Here is a 16,267-nt window from a genome sequence, read left to right as displayed (position 1 = left end):
TGTTTTCACCTACTTTTTCTTTAAGCCTATATAATTTAATAAAATTATATTATATATTTAAATTATTATCAATTATATAACTTGTTAGTTAACTAAGAATAAAAATATTTAAATATTATTTTATAAATAAAAGGGCTATATTTAAATAAAATAATAGCCCTTTACTTTAATTTTACTCTTCTATATCTTCAACTTTTGCTAGTGCCTCTTTTACTTCTTTCTTTAAATGAGGTATTTTTTCATTAAATTCTTTTAATGATTCTTCATCATCTTCTTCATTCTTTATTAAATCAAAATATACTTCTCTATTTGCAATATCAACTCTACTACATTTAACCCTAACTTCATCACCTAATCTATATATATTCTTTGTTCTTTCTCCAATTAAAGCTAAATGATTTTCATCATATACATAGTAGTCATCTTCTAAAGAATTAATGTGAACTAATCCTTCTATTGTGCTTGGAAGTTCAACAAACATTCCAAATGATGTAACAGAAGATACAATTCCATCAAATTCCTCCCCAATTCTATCTTGCATATATTCTGCCTTCTTTAAATCATCAACTTCTCTTTCTGCTTCTTGTGCTACTCTTTCAGTTTCTGATGATTGCTTTGAAGCATAATCTACTATTCCAATTAACTTTTTAACTCTTTTTCCATCAATTTTACCATTTAGTTGCTCTTTTATAATTCTATGAATTTGAAGGTCTGGATATCTTCTAATTGGTGAAGTAAAATGACAGTAATATCTTGCTGCTAATCCAAAGTGACCAAGACTTTCTGGTGAATACCTAGCCTTCATCATTGATCTTAAAAGAAGTGTACTTACTACAGTTTCTTCCTTCTTACCTTTAACTTTTTCTAAAACTTCTTGAAGAGTTCTTGGATGAATATCTTGACTCCATTTCATTGTATAGCCTAAGTTATATATAAACTCTCTAAACTTTGCAAGTTTTTCTTCATCTGGATTTTCATGAACTCTATAAACAAATGGCAAGTTAGTCCAGTACATATATTCAGCTATTGTTTCATTACATACAAGCATAAATTCTTCTATTATTCTATTTGAAATTTCCCTTGGATATGGTTTAATTTCAATTGGCTTTCCTAAAGAATTTAGTGTTATTTTTGCTTCTTCAAAGTCAAAATCTATAGCTCCTCTTTTCATTCTTCTTTCATTTAAGATTTTTGCAAGTTCTTCCATTGCTAAGAAATCTTCATAAAGATAGTCATATCTTTTAATTAATTCTTCATCTTTATCCACAAGAATTTTAGTTACATCTGTATAAGTCATTCTCTCATTTGTTCTTATTATTCCTTCATGTATTTCATGATCTAATACTTTACCTTTTCTATCAATTGTCATAATACAACTTAATGTTAATCTATCAACATTTGGATTAAGAGAACAAATACCATTTGAAAGTTTTCTAGGAAGCATTGGAATAACTCTATCTATAAGATATACTGAGGTTCCTCTCTTTAAAGCCTCTCTATCTAAAGGATTATTTTCTTTTACATAGTGAGTAACATCAGCTATATGAACTCCTAATTTAAAGTTTCCATTAGGTAACCTTTCTATTGAAACGGCATCATCTAAATCTTTAGCATCTTCTCCATCTATAGTTACCATTTTAAGATCTCTAAAATCTGTTCTTCTCTTATATTCTTTAGGATCTATTTCTTCTTCTATTCCTTCTGCAAAATTTAATACTTTAGTTGGAAATTCTTCTGGAAGGGAAAACTTCTTAATTATTGTAAGTATATCAAGACCCTTATCACCTTTTTTTCCTAATACTTCTTTTATGATACCTTCTGGACTTCTTCTCTTTTCTGGCCATTTTGTAATTTCTACTATTACAACATCACCATCATTTGCTCCATTTTTATCTTTTTTAGATACAAATATATCTTGGTTTAATCTTGTATCTTCTGGAACAACAAATCCAAAATTTTTACTATTTTCATATACTCCTATAATTGTTTTGTTAGCCCTTTCTATTACCTCAACAACTTCTCCTTCTCTTTTCTTACCGTTTCTGTCATCTCTAGTAACTTGAACTAAAACCCTGTCTCCATTCATGGCACTATTCATACAAGATGAAGGAATGAACACGTCCTTTTCCCCTTCATTTTCTGGTATTAAAAAGCCAAAACCTCTTGAATGTCCTTGAAGTTTTCCAGCTATTAAACCTAATCTTTCCGCAGCTGCAAATTTATCTTTTTTTGTTTTTACTATTAGTCCTTCCTTTTCCATTGTTTTTAATACTTTTTTAAAAGCTCTATATTCATCTGATTTTATATCAAATACTGATGTAAGCTCCGATAAATCCATTGGTTTATATGCATCTTCACGCATAAAATCTAATAATGTATTTTTTATTCCCATTTTATTCCTCCGTTATTTATATCTATATTCTTAATATATGATAACCTTTCTTTTTCTATATTATACTATCTCTATATTAACACATTATGTCCTATAATTCCTCTTTTAGTAAATTGTCCTCCTAATTCCATCTATATACTTTGTTTTTCTAACAATAAATATAATTTTTTTATAAATCTATTTAAAATAAAATACCTCCAAATTTTATTATAATAGGTGCAAAAACTACTGACACTATTGTCATAAGTTTAATTAATATATTCATAGCTGGTCCTGATGTATCTTTAAAAGGATCTCCAACTGTATCTCCAACTACTCCTGCTTTATGAGCTTCACTTCCTTTTCCACCATGAGCTCCACCTTCAATATATTTTTTAGCATTATCCCATGCACCACCTGCATTTGACATAAGTATTGCCATCATAACTCCAGTTACAACTCCTCCTGCAATAAGTCCTGCAAGTGCCTCTTTTCCAAAAAGTAACCCTACAATTATTGGAGATAAAACTGCTATTATTCCAGGCATTATCATTTCTTTTAAAGCTGCTCTAGCTGATATTTCAATACAAGTTGAATAATTTGGTTTATCCTTCCCCTTTAATATTCCAGGTTTTTCTTTAAATTGCCTTCTAACTTCCTCAACCATTTCACCAGAAGCCCTACCAACCGATTCCATTGTAAGAGCACCAAATAAAAATGGAAGCATTCCTCCTATTAAAACTCCAACTAATGTTAATGGATTTAATAAATTTATTGATTTAAGATTTACTGCTTGAGTATAGGATGCAAATAAAGCTAATGATGTAAGGGCAGCTGACCCTATAGCAAATCCTTTTCCTATAGCTGCTGTAGTATTTCCAACAGAATCTAACTTATCGGTAACTTCTCTAACCTCTTCGTCTAATCCACTCATTTCAGCTATTCCACCTGCATTATCTGCAATTGGACCATATGCATCAACAGCAACTGTAATAGCTGTTGTAGCTAACATTCCAACTGCTGAAAGAGAAATTCCATACAATCCTATAAGAGGATCAACACCTCCTCCAGATTTAAAAAATGCAATTAATATTCCAACTATAATTAAAATTATTGGAATAACTATTGATTTCATACCAACAGCAAGACCCTCTATTATATTTGTTGCCGCTCCAGTTTCACATTCCTTTGCTATAAGTCTTACTGATTTATAATCTGAAGATGTATATACTTCTGTAATTTTCCCTATTAAAAGTCCAACAAAAACTCCAACTACAACAGGAATAAATAATTTTAAATCTTTAAATAAATATACACAAAATACTCCACTTAATAAAAGTGCAATAACTCCTGATAATAGACTTCCTATATTTAAAGCTTTTTGTGGATTTTCTCCATTATACATTTTAACAGAAATTATTCCAATAAGAGATGCTACTATTCCAATAGCTGCAATTATAAGTGGATATATTTGTGCTGACTTCCCAATATTTAATGAAACAAATCCTCCAAGAGTTATTGCAGAAATTATTGAACCTACATAAGATTCAAATAAATCTGCCCCCATACCACAAACATCTCCAACATTATCTCCAACATTGTCTGCAATTACAGCAGGATTTCTTGGATCATCTTCTGGAATACCAGCTTCAACTTTTCCAACTAAATCTGCACCAACATCAGCTGCCTTTGTATAAATTCCACCTCCAACTCTTGCAAAAAGAGCTATAGATGAAGCACCAAGTCCAAATCCTGTTATATATTCTGCATTTAAATCAAATATAAAAGAAAATATAGTTAAACCAATAACTCCAAGTCCTACAACAGAAAGCCCCATAACAGCCCCACCTGAAAAAGCAACACCTAATGCATCTTTTATTCCATGTTGAGCCGCTCTTGCTGTTCTTACATTTGCTTTAACAGCTATTTTCATTCCAACAAAACCTGCAATCATTGAAAATATGGCTCCAACTAAAAAGGCTATTGATGTTTTATTACTTAAAAATATTCCTATTAAAATAAAAATAAATGCTACAAATATAGAAAGATATTTATACTCTTTTTTTATAAAAGCCATTGCACCTTCTTCTATATATTTTGAAATTTCTTGCATTTTTTCATTTCCTGAATCTTTTTTTAAAATCCCTTTAGCAAGGAAAACTAAAACTATTAATGAAATAATTCCACAAACTAAAGGTAATATTAATAATTCCATAATTACACCTCTCACAATTATTTTTGTAAAAAATATTACATTATATAATTATGAGATTATCTTTAACATTAGAATTATTTTTTAATTTAAGATGTATTCTAAAAAAATAAAGCCAGTTTTTAAAAAACTGGCTTTTAAAATTTAACTTGTGATTCCCACACTATTTATATTAAATTTAAAACAATTGTATTGATAGCAAATAATAACATTCCTATTACTGTTACTCTCTCTAACATAACTTCTCTTGTTCTTGATTTATTTCTTGAGAAAAATGTATCATTATTGCTACCTTGAATCAATCCACTTAAAGCATCTGATTTGCTTGGTTGCATAAGTATTGAAACTACTATAATTATGCCAAGTAATACTTCAAGTACTAATAAAGCTGTTTGCATGGGAACACCTCCTAATATTTAAACGCTTATTTATACTATTTAACTCAATTAGTATATCATAAAGGATAGTTTATTTCCACACTAATTTCCAAAAATTATATAATCACTATAAATATTATTTTTTAATATTAAAGAATGCTTTCATTCCTCTGTATTCTGCTACATCGTCTAATTCTTCTGCAATTCTTAATAATTGATTATACTTAGCAACTCTTTCTGATCTTCCTGGAGCACCAGTCTTTATTTGTCCTGCATTTACAGCAACAACTAAATCAGAAATTGTTGTATCTTCTGTTTCACCTGATCTATGTGAAATTACTGCTGTATATCCTGCTCTGTTTGCCATTTCAATAGCATTTAAAGTTTCTGTTAATGTACCTATTTGGTTAAGTTTAATAAGAATTGAATTTGCAATTCCCATTTTAATTCCATTTTCTAATCTTTCAGTATTTGTTACAAATAAATCATCACCAACTAATTGGATTTTGTTTCCTAACTTTTCAGTCATTATCTTCCATCCTTCATAGTCTTCTTCTGCCATACCATCTTCAATTGATATTATTGGATATTTATTTACTAAGTTTTCATAGAATTCAACCATTTCACTTGGTGATAATGTTTTTCCTTCATGTTTTAATACATATTTACCATCTTCAAAGAATTCTGATGAAGCAGGATCTAAAGCAATAAACATATCTTTTCCTGGCTCAAATCCAGCTTTCTTAATTGCTTCAATTATAACTTCAATAGCTTCTTCATTTGATTTTAAATCTGGTGCAAATCCACCTTCATCACCAACACCTGTTGAATATCCCTTTTCGTTTAATAACTTCTTAAGAGCATGATATACTTCTGAACACATTCTTAATGCTTCTCTAAAAGTATCAGCTCCAACTGGCATAATCATAAATTCTTGAAGGTCAACTGAGTTATCAGCATGTTCTCCACCATTTATAATATTCATCATTGGTACTGGTAATACCTTTGCATTTACTCCACCAACATATTGATATAAAGGTAAACCTAAATAATTTGCAGCAGCTCTTGCAACAGCTAAAGATACTCCAAGTATTGCATTTGCTCCTAATTTTCCTTTATTTTTAGTTCCATCTAATTCTATTAATGTTTTATCTATAAATGTTTGATCTAAAGCATTTAATCCAACAAGTTCATCTGCAATAATTTCATTAACATTTTTTACTGCATTTAAAACTCCCTTTCCATTAAATCTTTCTTTATCTCCATCACGAAGTTCTACAGCTTCAAACATACCTGTTGATGCACCAGAAGGTACTGCTGCTCTTCCTACTGTTCCATCCTCTAAATAAACCTCAACCTCTACTGTTGGGAATGATCTTGAATCTAAAATCTCTCTTGCTAAAACATCTACTATTTCTGCATATTGTTTCATTTTTAATATCCTCCTTAACAATAAAATACATTAAATATTATTTACAATATTTATTTATTTTATTAAATATTTCATTTCTTTTTATTTATCTATATTATAATTCATTTTGTTGATATTTGCAATCAATTGATATTTGATTTCACTTTTAATGCACACAAATTTTCACTACTATTATAAAATTTTTCTTCATTAATAATATTGTTCTTGACTACATATTATCTTATATGTTAATCATATTCCAAATAAAAAACTATTTCAAAATAATTAATTGTAAAAATATTAAAGATAAAGTTAAAAATAATCCAAATATCAGATAATTTTTGTACTTATAAAATATTTTTTAAAAATTTTTGAAATAGTTTTAAAATTCAAATATTAATTATACTCAATATTATTTTTTTCAAAATATCTTTTAGCCTTTCTTTCCCATTCCCTTGCTAATTTAGGATTTTCACTTTCAATATGACTTAAAAATAAATTTAAAACATTAAGTGAATTTAATTTTTTCATTAAATGTCTTGGAAAGTCAACTTTTCTAGTATAAAAACCTTTTGGATCTATCATCATAAGTTCAAATTTATCTGTTACATAAATGTCCTTACATCTTGTATCTAATTTTACAAATCCCAATTTTTTAAATTCTTTAAGGAGCCTATATATTTTCATTGACATTTCTTTACTCAATCCATTTTTCTTTATGTATTTATCTAATTGTATCCCACATACTTTTTCTCTTACTATATATAAATCTCCATGGGTATATATCCTTGGAAAATATTTAGACTTTCTAGTTTTCTTTAAAATATTACCTTCTGATTTACAAACCTTCTCTTTTAAAAATATTTTTATAACCTTATTATTTGGAAGTTCATACACTATTCCATTATTACCTTGTCCTAGATACTTAGCTTTCTTAAATAATTTCTCAGTTTTTCTATCAAAACAGGCAGAATAAGCATAATTGGATTTCATATTATCATCTCATATATTATTCTTCTCACTATATATAGTATTAAATTTCTTCTTTATTGTGATAACACTTATGAGACTTATTATAAATATTAAATTAAAAAAACTATTAAAATCGTATATATATTAATCTATATTTTAAAGAAAATGTTCTTATATAAAAAAGGAACCTTCGTAAATTACGAAAGTTCCTTATAATAAATGTTTGAATTATTTTGTTAAAACGCTACCTGTCATTTCTTTTGGTGCTTCAAGTCCCATTTCTTTAAGCATTGTTGGTGCTATATCTGATAGCTTACCATCTTTTAATTCTTTTCCTTTTGAATGATTTGATACCCATACAAATGGAACTGGATCAGTTGTATGAGCTGTAAATGGAGTTTTTGTTTCAGGGTCTATCATAGTTTCAGCATTTCCATGGTCAGCTGTTATAAATACTGAACCATCTTTTTCTAATACTTTATCTACAATTTTTCCTAAACATTCATCTACTGCTTCAATTGCTTTAACAGCTGCTGGTATTACCCCAGTGTGTCCTACCATATCTGGATTAGCAAAGTTTAATATTATCATATCATATTTTTCACTATCTAATCTCTTTAGTAACTCTTCTGTTACTTCGTAAGCACTCATTTCTGGTTTTAAATCATAAGTTGCAACCTTAGGAGATGCAATTAATGCTCTATCTTCATTTTCATTTGGTTTTTCTACTCCACCATTAAAGAAGAATGTTACGTGAGCATATTTTTCAGTTTCAGCAATTCTTAATTGATTTAATCCCTTATTTGCAACAAATTCACCTAAAGTATTTTCTAATGTTTGAGCTTTAAATGCTACATTAACTCCATTAAATGTTTTATCATATTGAGTCATTGTTACAAATACTAAGTCTAAATCTTCAGCCTTAAATCCATCAAAATCTTTTTGAGTTAAAGCTCTTGTAAGTTCTCTTGCTCTATCTGGTCTAAAATTAAAGAATACTACTGAATCCCCACTCTTAACTGTTCCAGTTGGTTCATCATTTTCTAATATTACTGTTGGAACTACGAATTCATCTGTCTTATCATTTTTATATGATTCTTCCATAGCTTCTACTGCACTATTTGATGTATTTCCAGTTCCTCTAACTATTGAATTATATGCAAGTTCAACTCTTTCCCATCTATTATCTCTATCCATTGCATAGTATCTACCACTTACAGTGGCAATTTTACCTACGCCAACTTCTTTCATCATAGCTTCTAATTGTTCTATAAATGCTTTTCCTGATGAAGGTGCAACATCTCTACCATCCATAAATGCATGAACATAAACCTTTGAAATTCCTTCTTTTTTTGCAAATTCTAAAAGTCCTTTTAAATGATTTATATGTGAATGAACTCCACCATCTGATAATAATCCCATTAAGTGTAATGCTGAATTATTTTCTTTAGCATTTTTCATAGCTTTTAAGATTTCTTCGTTATTAAAGAATTCTCCATCTTCTATTGCCTTAGTTATTCTTGTAAGTTCTTGGTATACAATTCTTCCTGCTCCAATATTTAAATGACCAACTTCTGAGTTACCCATTTGTCCTTCTGGAAGACCTACAGCCATTCCTGAAGCTTGTAACATTGAATTAGGATATTCCTTTATTAATTTATCAAAATTTGGTTTTTTAGCTAATGAAACAGCATTTCCTTTTGAAGGTTCTGCTATTCCAAAACCATCTAATATCATTAGCATTACTGGTTTTTTTGCCATAATTCTACCTCCGAATTTATTTACATTTTAATTTATTTCTTTAATTATTATTTGCTTTTTTTATTTTATATTATACTATAACAAAATACGTTAAACAATAAAAGCAATAGTATGAAAGAATTTTTATTATCCAATCATGACTATTGCTTATAGACTAATACTATATTTTAGTAATTAACTATTGCAGCAAAATCTGAAGGTACTAAACTAGCTCCACCAACTAATGCTCCATCGATGTCTGATTGAGCCATTTGTTCTTTTATAGTAGCTGGCTTAACTGATCCACCGTATTGTATTCTAACTTTATCTGCAACTTCTTTTCCAAACATTTCAGCTACAACATTTCTTATAGCAGCTATTGTTTCATTTGCTTGTTCTGATGTAGCAGTTTTTCCTGTTCCAATAGCCCAGATTGGTTCATAAGCTATAACAACTTTTTCTGCTAATTCTTTATCTAATCCTTCTAAATCAGCTTTAATTTGTCCTTCTAAAACTTCTACAAACTTTCCTGATTCTCTTTGTTCTAAAGTTTCTCCACAGCAAAGAATTGGAGTTATGTTATGTTTAAATGCAGCCTTAACTTTTTTGTTGCAAGTTTCATCTGTTTCATTAAAGTATTCTCTTCTTTCACTATGTCCAATTATTACATAATCAATTCCCATAGCTTCAAGCATTGCTGGTGAAACTTCTCCTGTAAATGCTCCGCTTTCTTCAAAGTGCATATTTTGTGCAGCTATTTTAACATTTGATCCCTTAGCAGCTTTAACAGCAGCATCTAAACATACAAATGTTGGACAAAGAACTACATCACATGTAGCATCTTTAACTAATGGTTTAAATTCATTTATAAAGTTTACTGCTTCTTCAACAGTTTTATTCATTTTCCAGTTTCCTGCGATTATTGCTTTTCTCATTTAAAATCACCTCTAATTTTTTTCTCATAAAATAAAATCTATAGCCACCCTTTAAAATAAGCGTGGCTAATATTTACTTGTAGTATATTTAATAATTCGAAACTTAGTTGTTTAAAGCATCTATTCCTGGTAATACTTTACCTTCTAAGAATTCAAGTGATGCTCCACCACCTGTTGAGATATGAGTCATCTTATCTCCGAATCCTAATATATTTACAGCAGCAGCTGAATCTCCTCCACCAATTATAGTAGTTGCATTTGAATCAGCCATAGCCTTAGCTACTGCAATAGTACCTTTATTGAAGTTTTCAAATTCGAATACTCCCATTGGTCCATTCCAAACAACTGTTTTAGCGTCTTTGATTGCATCTGCATATAATTTTTCAGTTTTTGGTCCGATATCTAATCCCATACTTCCAGCTGGAATATTTTGATCTTCAGTTACAGTTGCTTCAACATCTTTAAACTCTGTAGCTACTCTATGATCTACTGGTAATAAGAAATTAACACCCTTAGCTTTAGCTTTTTCTATCATTTCTTTTGCATAGTCAAGTCTATCTTCTTCAACTAATGAAGTTCCAATTTCATATCCTTGTGCTTTTAAGAATGTATAAGCCATTCCTCCACCAATTATTAAAGTATCAACTTTATCTAAAAGGTTATTTATAACAGCTATTTTATCAGAAACTTTAGCTCCTCCTAAAATTGCTACAAATGGTCTTTCTGGAGTTTCAACTGCATTTCCTAAGAACTTTAATTCTTTTTGAATTAAATATCCACATACTGCAGTATCAATAAATTCAGTAACTCCAACTGTTGAGCAGTGAGCTCTATGAGCTGAACCAAAAGCATCATTTACAAATATTTCAGCAAGTGAAGCTAATTCTTTTGAGAATTCTTCTCCATTTTTAGTTTCTTCTTTTCTATATCTAGTATTTTCTAATAATACGATATCTCCATCTTTCATTTCTGCTACTGCTTTTTTAGCATTTTCTCCAACAACATTATTGTCTGCTGCAAAAACTACTTCTTTTCCAAGCATTTCACTTAATCTCTTAGCAACTGGTGCTAAAGATAATTCTGGCTTTGGTTCTCCCTTTGGTTTACCCATATGTGAGCAAAGTATTACTTTCGCACCATTGTCTACTAAATATTTAATAGTTGGAAGTGCTCCATTTAATCTATTTTCATCAGTTATAACACCATCTTTTAATGGAACGTTAAAGTCACATCTTACTAAAACTTTTTTGCCGTTAACATTTATATCTTCTATAGTCTTTTTATTGAAGTTCATTCTTTTCACCTCTAAAAAATTATATTTATATTTTAAAATAGTCTGGCCTTATAGCCTTATACTACAAAACCAGACTTATAAAACTTTTTATTTACTATCTAATTAATAGATTACTTTAAGTTAGCGAAGTATCCTAAAGTTCTGATTAATTGGTTAGTGTATGACATTTCATTGTCGTACCATGAAGCAACTTTAACTAATTGTTCTCCGTTAACTTCCATTATCTTTGTTTGAGTTGCATCGAATAATGATCCGAAGCTGATTCCGATAACATCTGATGATACTATTGGATCTTCAGTGTATCCGAATGATTCGTTAGCAGCAGCTTTCATTGCAGCGTTTACTTCTTCAACTGTAACTTTCTTGTCAAGTACACATACTAATTCAGTTAATGAACCTGTAATTACTGGAACTCTTTGAGCATTTCCGTCTAATTTACCAGCTAATTCTGGAATAACTAATCCGATTGCTTTAGCAGCTCCTGTTGAGTTAGGGATTATTGATCCTGCAGCAGCTCTAGCTCTTCTTAAATCTCCTTTTCTGTGTGGAGCATCTAAAGTATTTTGGTCATTTGTGTAAGCATGGATTGTAGTCATGAATCCTTCTTTTAATCCGAATGAGTCATTTAATACTTTAGCCATTGGAGCTAAACAGTTAGTTGTACATGAAGCACCTGATATAACTGTATCTTCTGCCTTTAAGATTTCGTTGTTTACGTTGAATACAACTGTTGGAAGGTCGTTTCCAGCTGGAGCTGAAATAACAACTTTCTTAGCACCTGCTTGTAAGTGAGCTGAAGCCTTTTCTTTTGAAGCAAAGAATCCAGTACATTCTAAAACGATGTCTACATTTAATTCTCCCCATGGTAATTCAGCTGGGTTAGCATTTGCAGTAACTTTAATTTCTTTTCCGTTTACTACGAAAGCTCCTTCTTTAACTTCGATTTCTCCATCGAATCTTCCTTGTGCTGAATCATATTTGAATAAGTGAGCTAACATTTTAGCATCTGTTAAGTCGTTGATTGCTACAACATTAAATTCAGGGTTGTTAATCATTAGTCTTAATGCTAATCTACCTATTCTTCCAAAACCGTTAATTGCTACATTTACCATATTGTAAATACCTCCTAAAAATAGCTTTTATAAAATAAAAATTTTTATAAACAATTTAATTATTTTGACTGCTTAATATTTTAAATATTTCTCTACCAGCAGCTTCATCGGTGATTAATACACCATTTTTGTTATTTCGCTGAGTAGCTATAATTGCTTCTACTTTATTTTTTCCACCAGCTACAACAATATGTGTTTTTATTTTTCTGGCTTCATCAACAGTTAATTCAACTGTAGTTGTATTTAAAACTACATTTGAATCCTTATCGAAATAACATCCAAATGCTTCTCCTATAGCATTAAGCTCTGCCAACTTAGAAATTCTTTCATCTGAAAGCTCTCTTTTTTTAGCCATTACAAAAGCATTTCCAACACCATATATAAATATATCTGCGTTATGTATGCTTTTAATAACTTCTTTTATAGATTCTTCATGTTTTAAAGAATTTAAAAGTTCTAAGCTAGCACTTTCAGGAACATGAAGCATTTTATAAGTTCCATTAACTTTTTTTGCAAGAGAAGCAACTAAAGTGTTTGCTTGTATTTCTACTGTTCTTCCAAGTCCACCTCTCGCTGGAACTACTAATACATTAGAGACATTTCTAATTGGTCCAAAAGATTCTACAACTTCTTTAACTGAACTTCCTCCAGTTAATGCAATAATTGAATTGCTTTTAATTACTTTTTTTAAATAATTAGAAGCTGCCTTTCCTATATCTTTAAGTACTGATGGATTACTATCTACATCTCCTGGAACTATTATTACTTTCTTTAAAGAAAGTAATTTTTTTATTCCATTTTCTATATCTGATAACCCTCTAAGTTCATGGATAAACATACTTAACTTATCAACTATTTCTTCTCCACTCTTAGTTACATTCATACCAGATGTATTTATTTCTATTAATCCTTGACCTTTAAGAAAACTTACTTCTGTTCTAACTACTCTCTCACTTAAAGAAAGTTCATTTGCTAAAACTCTTCTTCCTATAGGTTGATTTAAAAATATAGTTCTTAAAATAATGTACCTTTTTTCGAGTATCTCTACAAGCTCAGGAACTATTTTCTTTTGCAAACTTAATATTTCCTGCAACTTTCACCACTCCTTTGGTCACAAATCGTCCCACTCTCTTTGTATCCGTCCCACAATTATATTATAAGTTATATTGGTTAATTTTTAAAGTATAAATTTTAATTTTTTTTATTTTCTATAATATTACATATAATAAATTATTATTAAAAAAATTTAATTATAACCTTTTTCTTTTGCTTGAGGACTTAATTCCAAGTTCCTCTCTATATTTTGCCACAGTTCTTCTTGATATATTCATGTTTTCTTCTTTCAATTTATCTGATATAAATTGGTCAGAATATGGCTTTTTCTTGTTTTCTGAATCAAAAAGTTCCTTTATTCTATTTTTAATTTTTATAACTCCTAAATCTTCATTATCTGAAGATATTGAAGTAGTAAATAAACTTTTTATTTTTATTGTTCCCCTATCAAGTAAAATATATTTGTCTTTAATAGCTCTACTTACTGTAGACTCATGTACTTCTAATTCATTTGCTATTTCTTTTAAAGTCATTGGTTTTAAATAATTATTTCCATTTTTCAAATACTGTTTTTGTTTTTCAATTATCTTTTCCAAAACTCTATATAAAGTATTTCTTCTTTGTTCTATACTTTTAATCAAAAATATTGCTTTATTAAGTTTTTCTTTAACATACTCAGAATCTTTAGAGTTATAATCTTTACCTATAACTTCTTTATATGTTTTGTTTATTGATAATCTTGGAATTACACTATCGTTCATAATTATTATAAACTCATTATCAATCTCTCTAATTGTAGCGTCAGGTATTATAAACTTTACTTCTTCACCAGTATAAAATCCTCTTGAAGGTTTAGGCTCTAATTTTTTTATTACATCTCCATAACGTTGAGCTTCTCTTGGTGATATATTTAATGATTTACCTAATTGTACATATTTATTATCAGCTATATCTTCTAAATGATTATTTACTATTTCAACCATAATCTCATCATCCAAAGCTAACTTTTCTAGCTGTATTAATAAACATTCTTTTATATCTCTTGCACCAATTCCGTATGGTTCAAGATCTTGTACAATTTTTAAAACTTCTTCTCCCTTTTCAAGAGTAATGTTTAACTCCTCACAAATATCTTTTAAATCACATTCTAAATAACCTCTATGATCTAAGTTTTCTATAATATAATCCCCTATTTCCTTTGTGTATTTGTCTATTGAAAATTCTAATAATTGCTCATGTAAATATTCCTTTAATGATTTTTTTTCTGAAATAAAATTAAAGGGAGACACTTCTTCTTCATCATATGAACCATAGCTTTGAGCTCCATAATTATCAAATTCAAAATATTTTATCATTTCTTTATAATCATATTTATCCATTACTTTTTCTTCAATAATTGATGACTTTTCTTGATTATTGTCTTTAATATCTAATATAGGATTTTCTTCGTATTCTTTATCTATATATTGTCTTAAATCATTTACAGACATTTGAAGCATTTTTATAGACATTTGCATTTCTTGGGTCATTACTAGTTTTTGCTCTTGAGTTAAATTTATAGAATACTCCATTTTCATAATATCACTCATTCCCACTCATTTCTTAATTTATACCTTTATAAATTTATAATATATTATATCATACAAGCCTCTACTAATAAATATGTAAAGGCTTTCTATAAATATTCCTATTTTTTTATTATTATCCTTTAAATTCTATAACTTCAAATTCTTTTGTTGGTACTTTTATAGCTTTAATTGCTATTTTTTCTTTATATTTTTTTAAGTCTTCCATAGTTTTTTTAGAGACAGTTTCTTCTGTTGATGGAGCATAATCTATAATATTATCTTTCACTCCCAATACTTCCATATTTTCAATACCACTTTTAAAACTACCTTCTTTAACTTCTTTACAAGTGTCTAATACAGCTTTATCAACTTTCTTAATCATAGATGAAATTATTTGATCTTTATATTGTGGTATTTCTACTCTTTGATCAGTATCTACTCCAATTACGAATTTTCCTCTCTCTTTAGCAGCTTTAAAAACACCCATTCCAGCTTTTCCACAGGTTTGAAATATTATGTCACAACCTTCATCATAAAGTTCAATTGCCTTTTCATAAGCTTTATTTTCATCTAAAAAACTTTGAGTAAATCTCACATAAGTGCCCTCTATTATTGATTCTGACGCTTTTTCATTTACAGTTTTTACTCCTGAACAATATCCATTATAAAATTCTAAACCTATTTTATCATTTATTCCTCCAACAAATCCCACTTTATTAGTTTTTGTTTCATTTCCTGCAATAACTCCCATTAAAAATGACCCTTCTTCATGATGAAATGTAATAGACTTAACATTTGCTTCATTTACTTCAGTATCAAAGATTGCAAAATTTTTATCTCTTCTCTCCCTTGATACTTTTTCAATAGATTCTTTCATCTCTCTTCCCATTGCAATTGTAATTTTTGATGTTTCTGCAAGCTTTCTAAGGGCTTTTGTTATATTGTCTGTATTTTTTTTATCATCTTTTACTTCCATATATTTAGGAACAATGCCTATCTTCTCCTTTGCTTCCTCAGCTCCTCTTTTTGCTAACTGACCAAAGGATTTATCTTTAAAATTTTGTGACAAAACTCCCACATTTATTTTTTTGTTTGTAAAATCTTTAAAACCTGGACTACATCCTTCAATAAACGTAAATAAATATATACAAAATAATAAAACCAAAAAAAATGAAATTTCTTTATTATTAACTATTTTTTTCATATAAGCCACCTCAATAAA

12 protein-coding genes are annotated in these 16,267 nt (G+C 28.9%); all 12 read right to left on the bottom strand.

Features of this window, described 5'->3' with window-relative positions; translation table 11 throughout:
* Window positions 1-172: 172 nt before the first annotated feature.
* Window positions 173-2,392, bottom strand: a complete 2,220-nt coding sequence (gene rnr, locus J2Z53_RS04430; RefSeq protein ID WP_209796032.1) for a ribonuclease R — start codon at window positions 2,390-2,392, stop codon at window positions 173-175.
* 181 nt (window positions 2,393-2,573) lie between these two features.
* Entirely contained in the window at window positions 2,574-4,586 is a 2,013-nt protein-coding gene (locus J2Z53_RS04425; RefSeq protein WP_209796031.1) for a sodium-translocating pyrophosphatase, read from the bottom strand.
* A gap of 164 nt (window positions 4,587-4,750) precedes the next feature.
* On the bottom strand, window positions 4,751-4,981 hold the full coding sequence (gene secG / locus J2Z53_RS04420) for a preprotein translocase subunit SecG (RefSeq protein WP_209796030.1): 231 nt from the start codon (window positions 4,979-4,981) through the stop codon (window positions 4,751-4,753).
* 115 nt (window positions 4,982-5,096) lie between these two features.
* Window positions 5,097-6,392, bottom strand: a complete 1,296-nt coding sequence (gene eno / locus J2Z53_RS04415) for a phosphopyruvate hydratase (protein WP_209796029.1) — start codon at window positions 6,390-6,392, stop codon at window positions 5,097-5,099.
* A 375-nt stretch (window positions 6,393-6,767) separates the two neighbouring features.
* Window positions 6,768-7,364 (bottom strand): serine/threonine protein kinase, encoded by a 597-nt coding sequence (locus J2Z53_RS04410; protein ID WP_209796028.1) that lies wholly within the window; start codon window positions 7,362-7,364, stop codon window positions 6,768-6,770.
* 207 nt (window positions 7,365-7,571) lie between these two features.
* Window positions 7,572-9,104: a 2,3-bisphosphoglycerate-independent phosphoglycerate mutase gene (gpmI, locus tag J2Z53_RS04405; protein WP_209796027.1), complete on the bottom strand. Its 1,533-nt coding sequence runs from the start codon at window positions 9,102-9,104 to the stop codon at window positions 7,572-7,574.
* A 167-nt stretch (window positions 9,105-9,271) separates the two neighbouring features.
* Complete coding sequence (gene tpiA / locus J2Z53_RS04400) at window positions 9,272-10,018, bottom strand: triose-phosphate isomerase (RefSeq protein ID WP_209796026.1); 747 nt, start codon at window positions 10,016-10,018, stop codon at window positions 9,272-9,274.
* Between the two features lie 103 nt (window positions 10,019-10,121).
* On the bottom strand, window positions 10,122-11,312 hold the full coding sequence (locus tag J2Z53_RS04395) for a phosphoglycerate kinase (protein WP_209796025.1): 1,191 nt from the start codon (window positions 11,310-11,312) through the stop codon (window positions 10,122-10,124).
* 110 nt (window positions 11,313-11,422) lie between these two features.
* Window positions 11,423-12,424: a type I glyceraldehyde-3-phosphate dehydrogenase gene (gene gap / locus J2Z53_RS04390; RefSeq protein ID WP_209796024.1), complete on the bottom strand. Its 1,002-nt coding sequence runs from the start codon at window positions 12,422-12,424 to the stop codon at window positions 11,423-11,425.
* 55 nt (window positions 12,425-12,479) lie between these two features.
* The gene (locus J2Z53_RS04385; protein ID WP_209796023.1) at window positions 12,480-13,517 is read right to left on the bottom strand and encodes a sugar-binding transcriptional regulator; all 1,038 of its coding nucleotides are present in this window, start codon (window positions 13,515-13,517) and stop codon (window positions 12,480-12,482) included.
* A gap of 157 nt (window positions 13,518-13,674) precedes the next feature.
* Window positions 13,675-15,054, bottom strand: coding sequence for an RNA polymerase factor sigma-54 (rpoN, locus tag J2Z53_RS04380; RefSeq protein ID WP_209796365.1), 1,380 nt, complete (start codon window positions 15,052-15,054; stop codon window positions 13,675-13,677).
* A gap of 124 nt (window positions 15,055-15,178) precedes the next feature.
* Complete coding sequence (locus J2Z53_RS04375; RefSeq protein WP_209796022.1) at window positions 15,179-16,249, bottom strand: BMP family lipoprotein; 1,071 nt, start codon at window positions 16,247-16,249, stop codon at window positions 15,179-15,181.
* Between the last annotated feature and the right edge of the window lie 18 nt (window positions 16,250-16,267).

Origin of the sequence: Clostridium moniliforme, assembly GCF_017873235.1 — a bacterium.
GTDB classification, from domain to species: Bacteria; Bacillota; Clostridia; order Clostridiales; family Clostridiaceae; genus Clostridium; species Clostridium moniliforme.
This window is presented reverse-complemented; position numbering and strand designations above follow the sequence as displayed.

What these genes read in the sequence shown, in the direction of transcription:
- rnr (WP_209796032.1), bottom strand. Translation starts at nt 2,392, where the DNA reads ATGGGAATAAAAAATACATTATTAGATTTTATGCGTGAAGATGCATAT.
- J2Z53_RS04425 (WP_209796031.1), bottom strand. Translation starts at nt 4,586, where the DNA reads ATGGAATTATTAATATTACCTTTAGTTTGTGGAATTATTTCATTAATA.
- secG (WP_209796030.1), bottom strand. Translation starts at nt 4,981, where the DNA reads ATGCAAACAGCTTTATTAGTACTTGAAGTATTACTTGGCATAATTATA.
- eno (WP_209796029.1), bottom strand. Translation starts at nt 6,392, where the DNA reads ATGAAACAATATGCAGAAATAGTAGATGTTTTAGCAAGAGAGATTTTA.
- J2Z53_RS04410 (WP_209796028.1), bottom strand. Translation starts at nt 7,364, where the DNA reads ATGAAATCCAATTATGCTTATTCTGCCTGTTTTGATAGAAAAACTGAG.
- gpmI (WP_209796027.1), bottom strand. Translation starts at nt 9,104, where the DNA reads ATGGCAAAAAAACCAGTAATGCTAATGATATTAGATGGTTTTGGAATA.
- tpiA (WP_209796026.1), bottom strand. Translation starts at nt 10,018, where the DNA reads ATGAGAAAAGCAATAATCGCAGGAAACTGGAAAATGAATAAAACTGTT.
- J2Z53_RS04395 (WP_209796025.1), bottom strand. Translation starts at nt 11,312, where the DNA reads ATGAACTTCAATAAAAAGACTATAGAAGATATAAATGTTAACGGCAAA.
- gap (WP_209796024.1), bottom strand. Translation starts at nt 12,424, where the DNA reads ATGGTAAATGTAGCAATTAACGGTTTTGGAAGAATAGGTAGATTAGCA.
- rpoN (WP_209796365.1), bottom strand. Translation starts at nt 15,054, where the DNA reads ATGAAAATGGAGTATTCTATAAATTTAACTCAAGAGCAAAAACTAGTA.
- J2Z53_RS04375 (WP_209796022.1), bottom strand. Translation starts at nt 16,249, where the DNA reads ATGAAAAAAATAGTTAATAATAAAGAAATTTCATTTTTTTTGGTTTTA.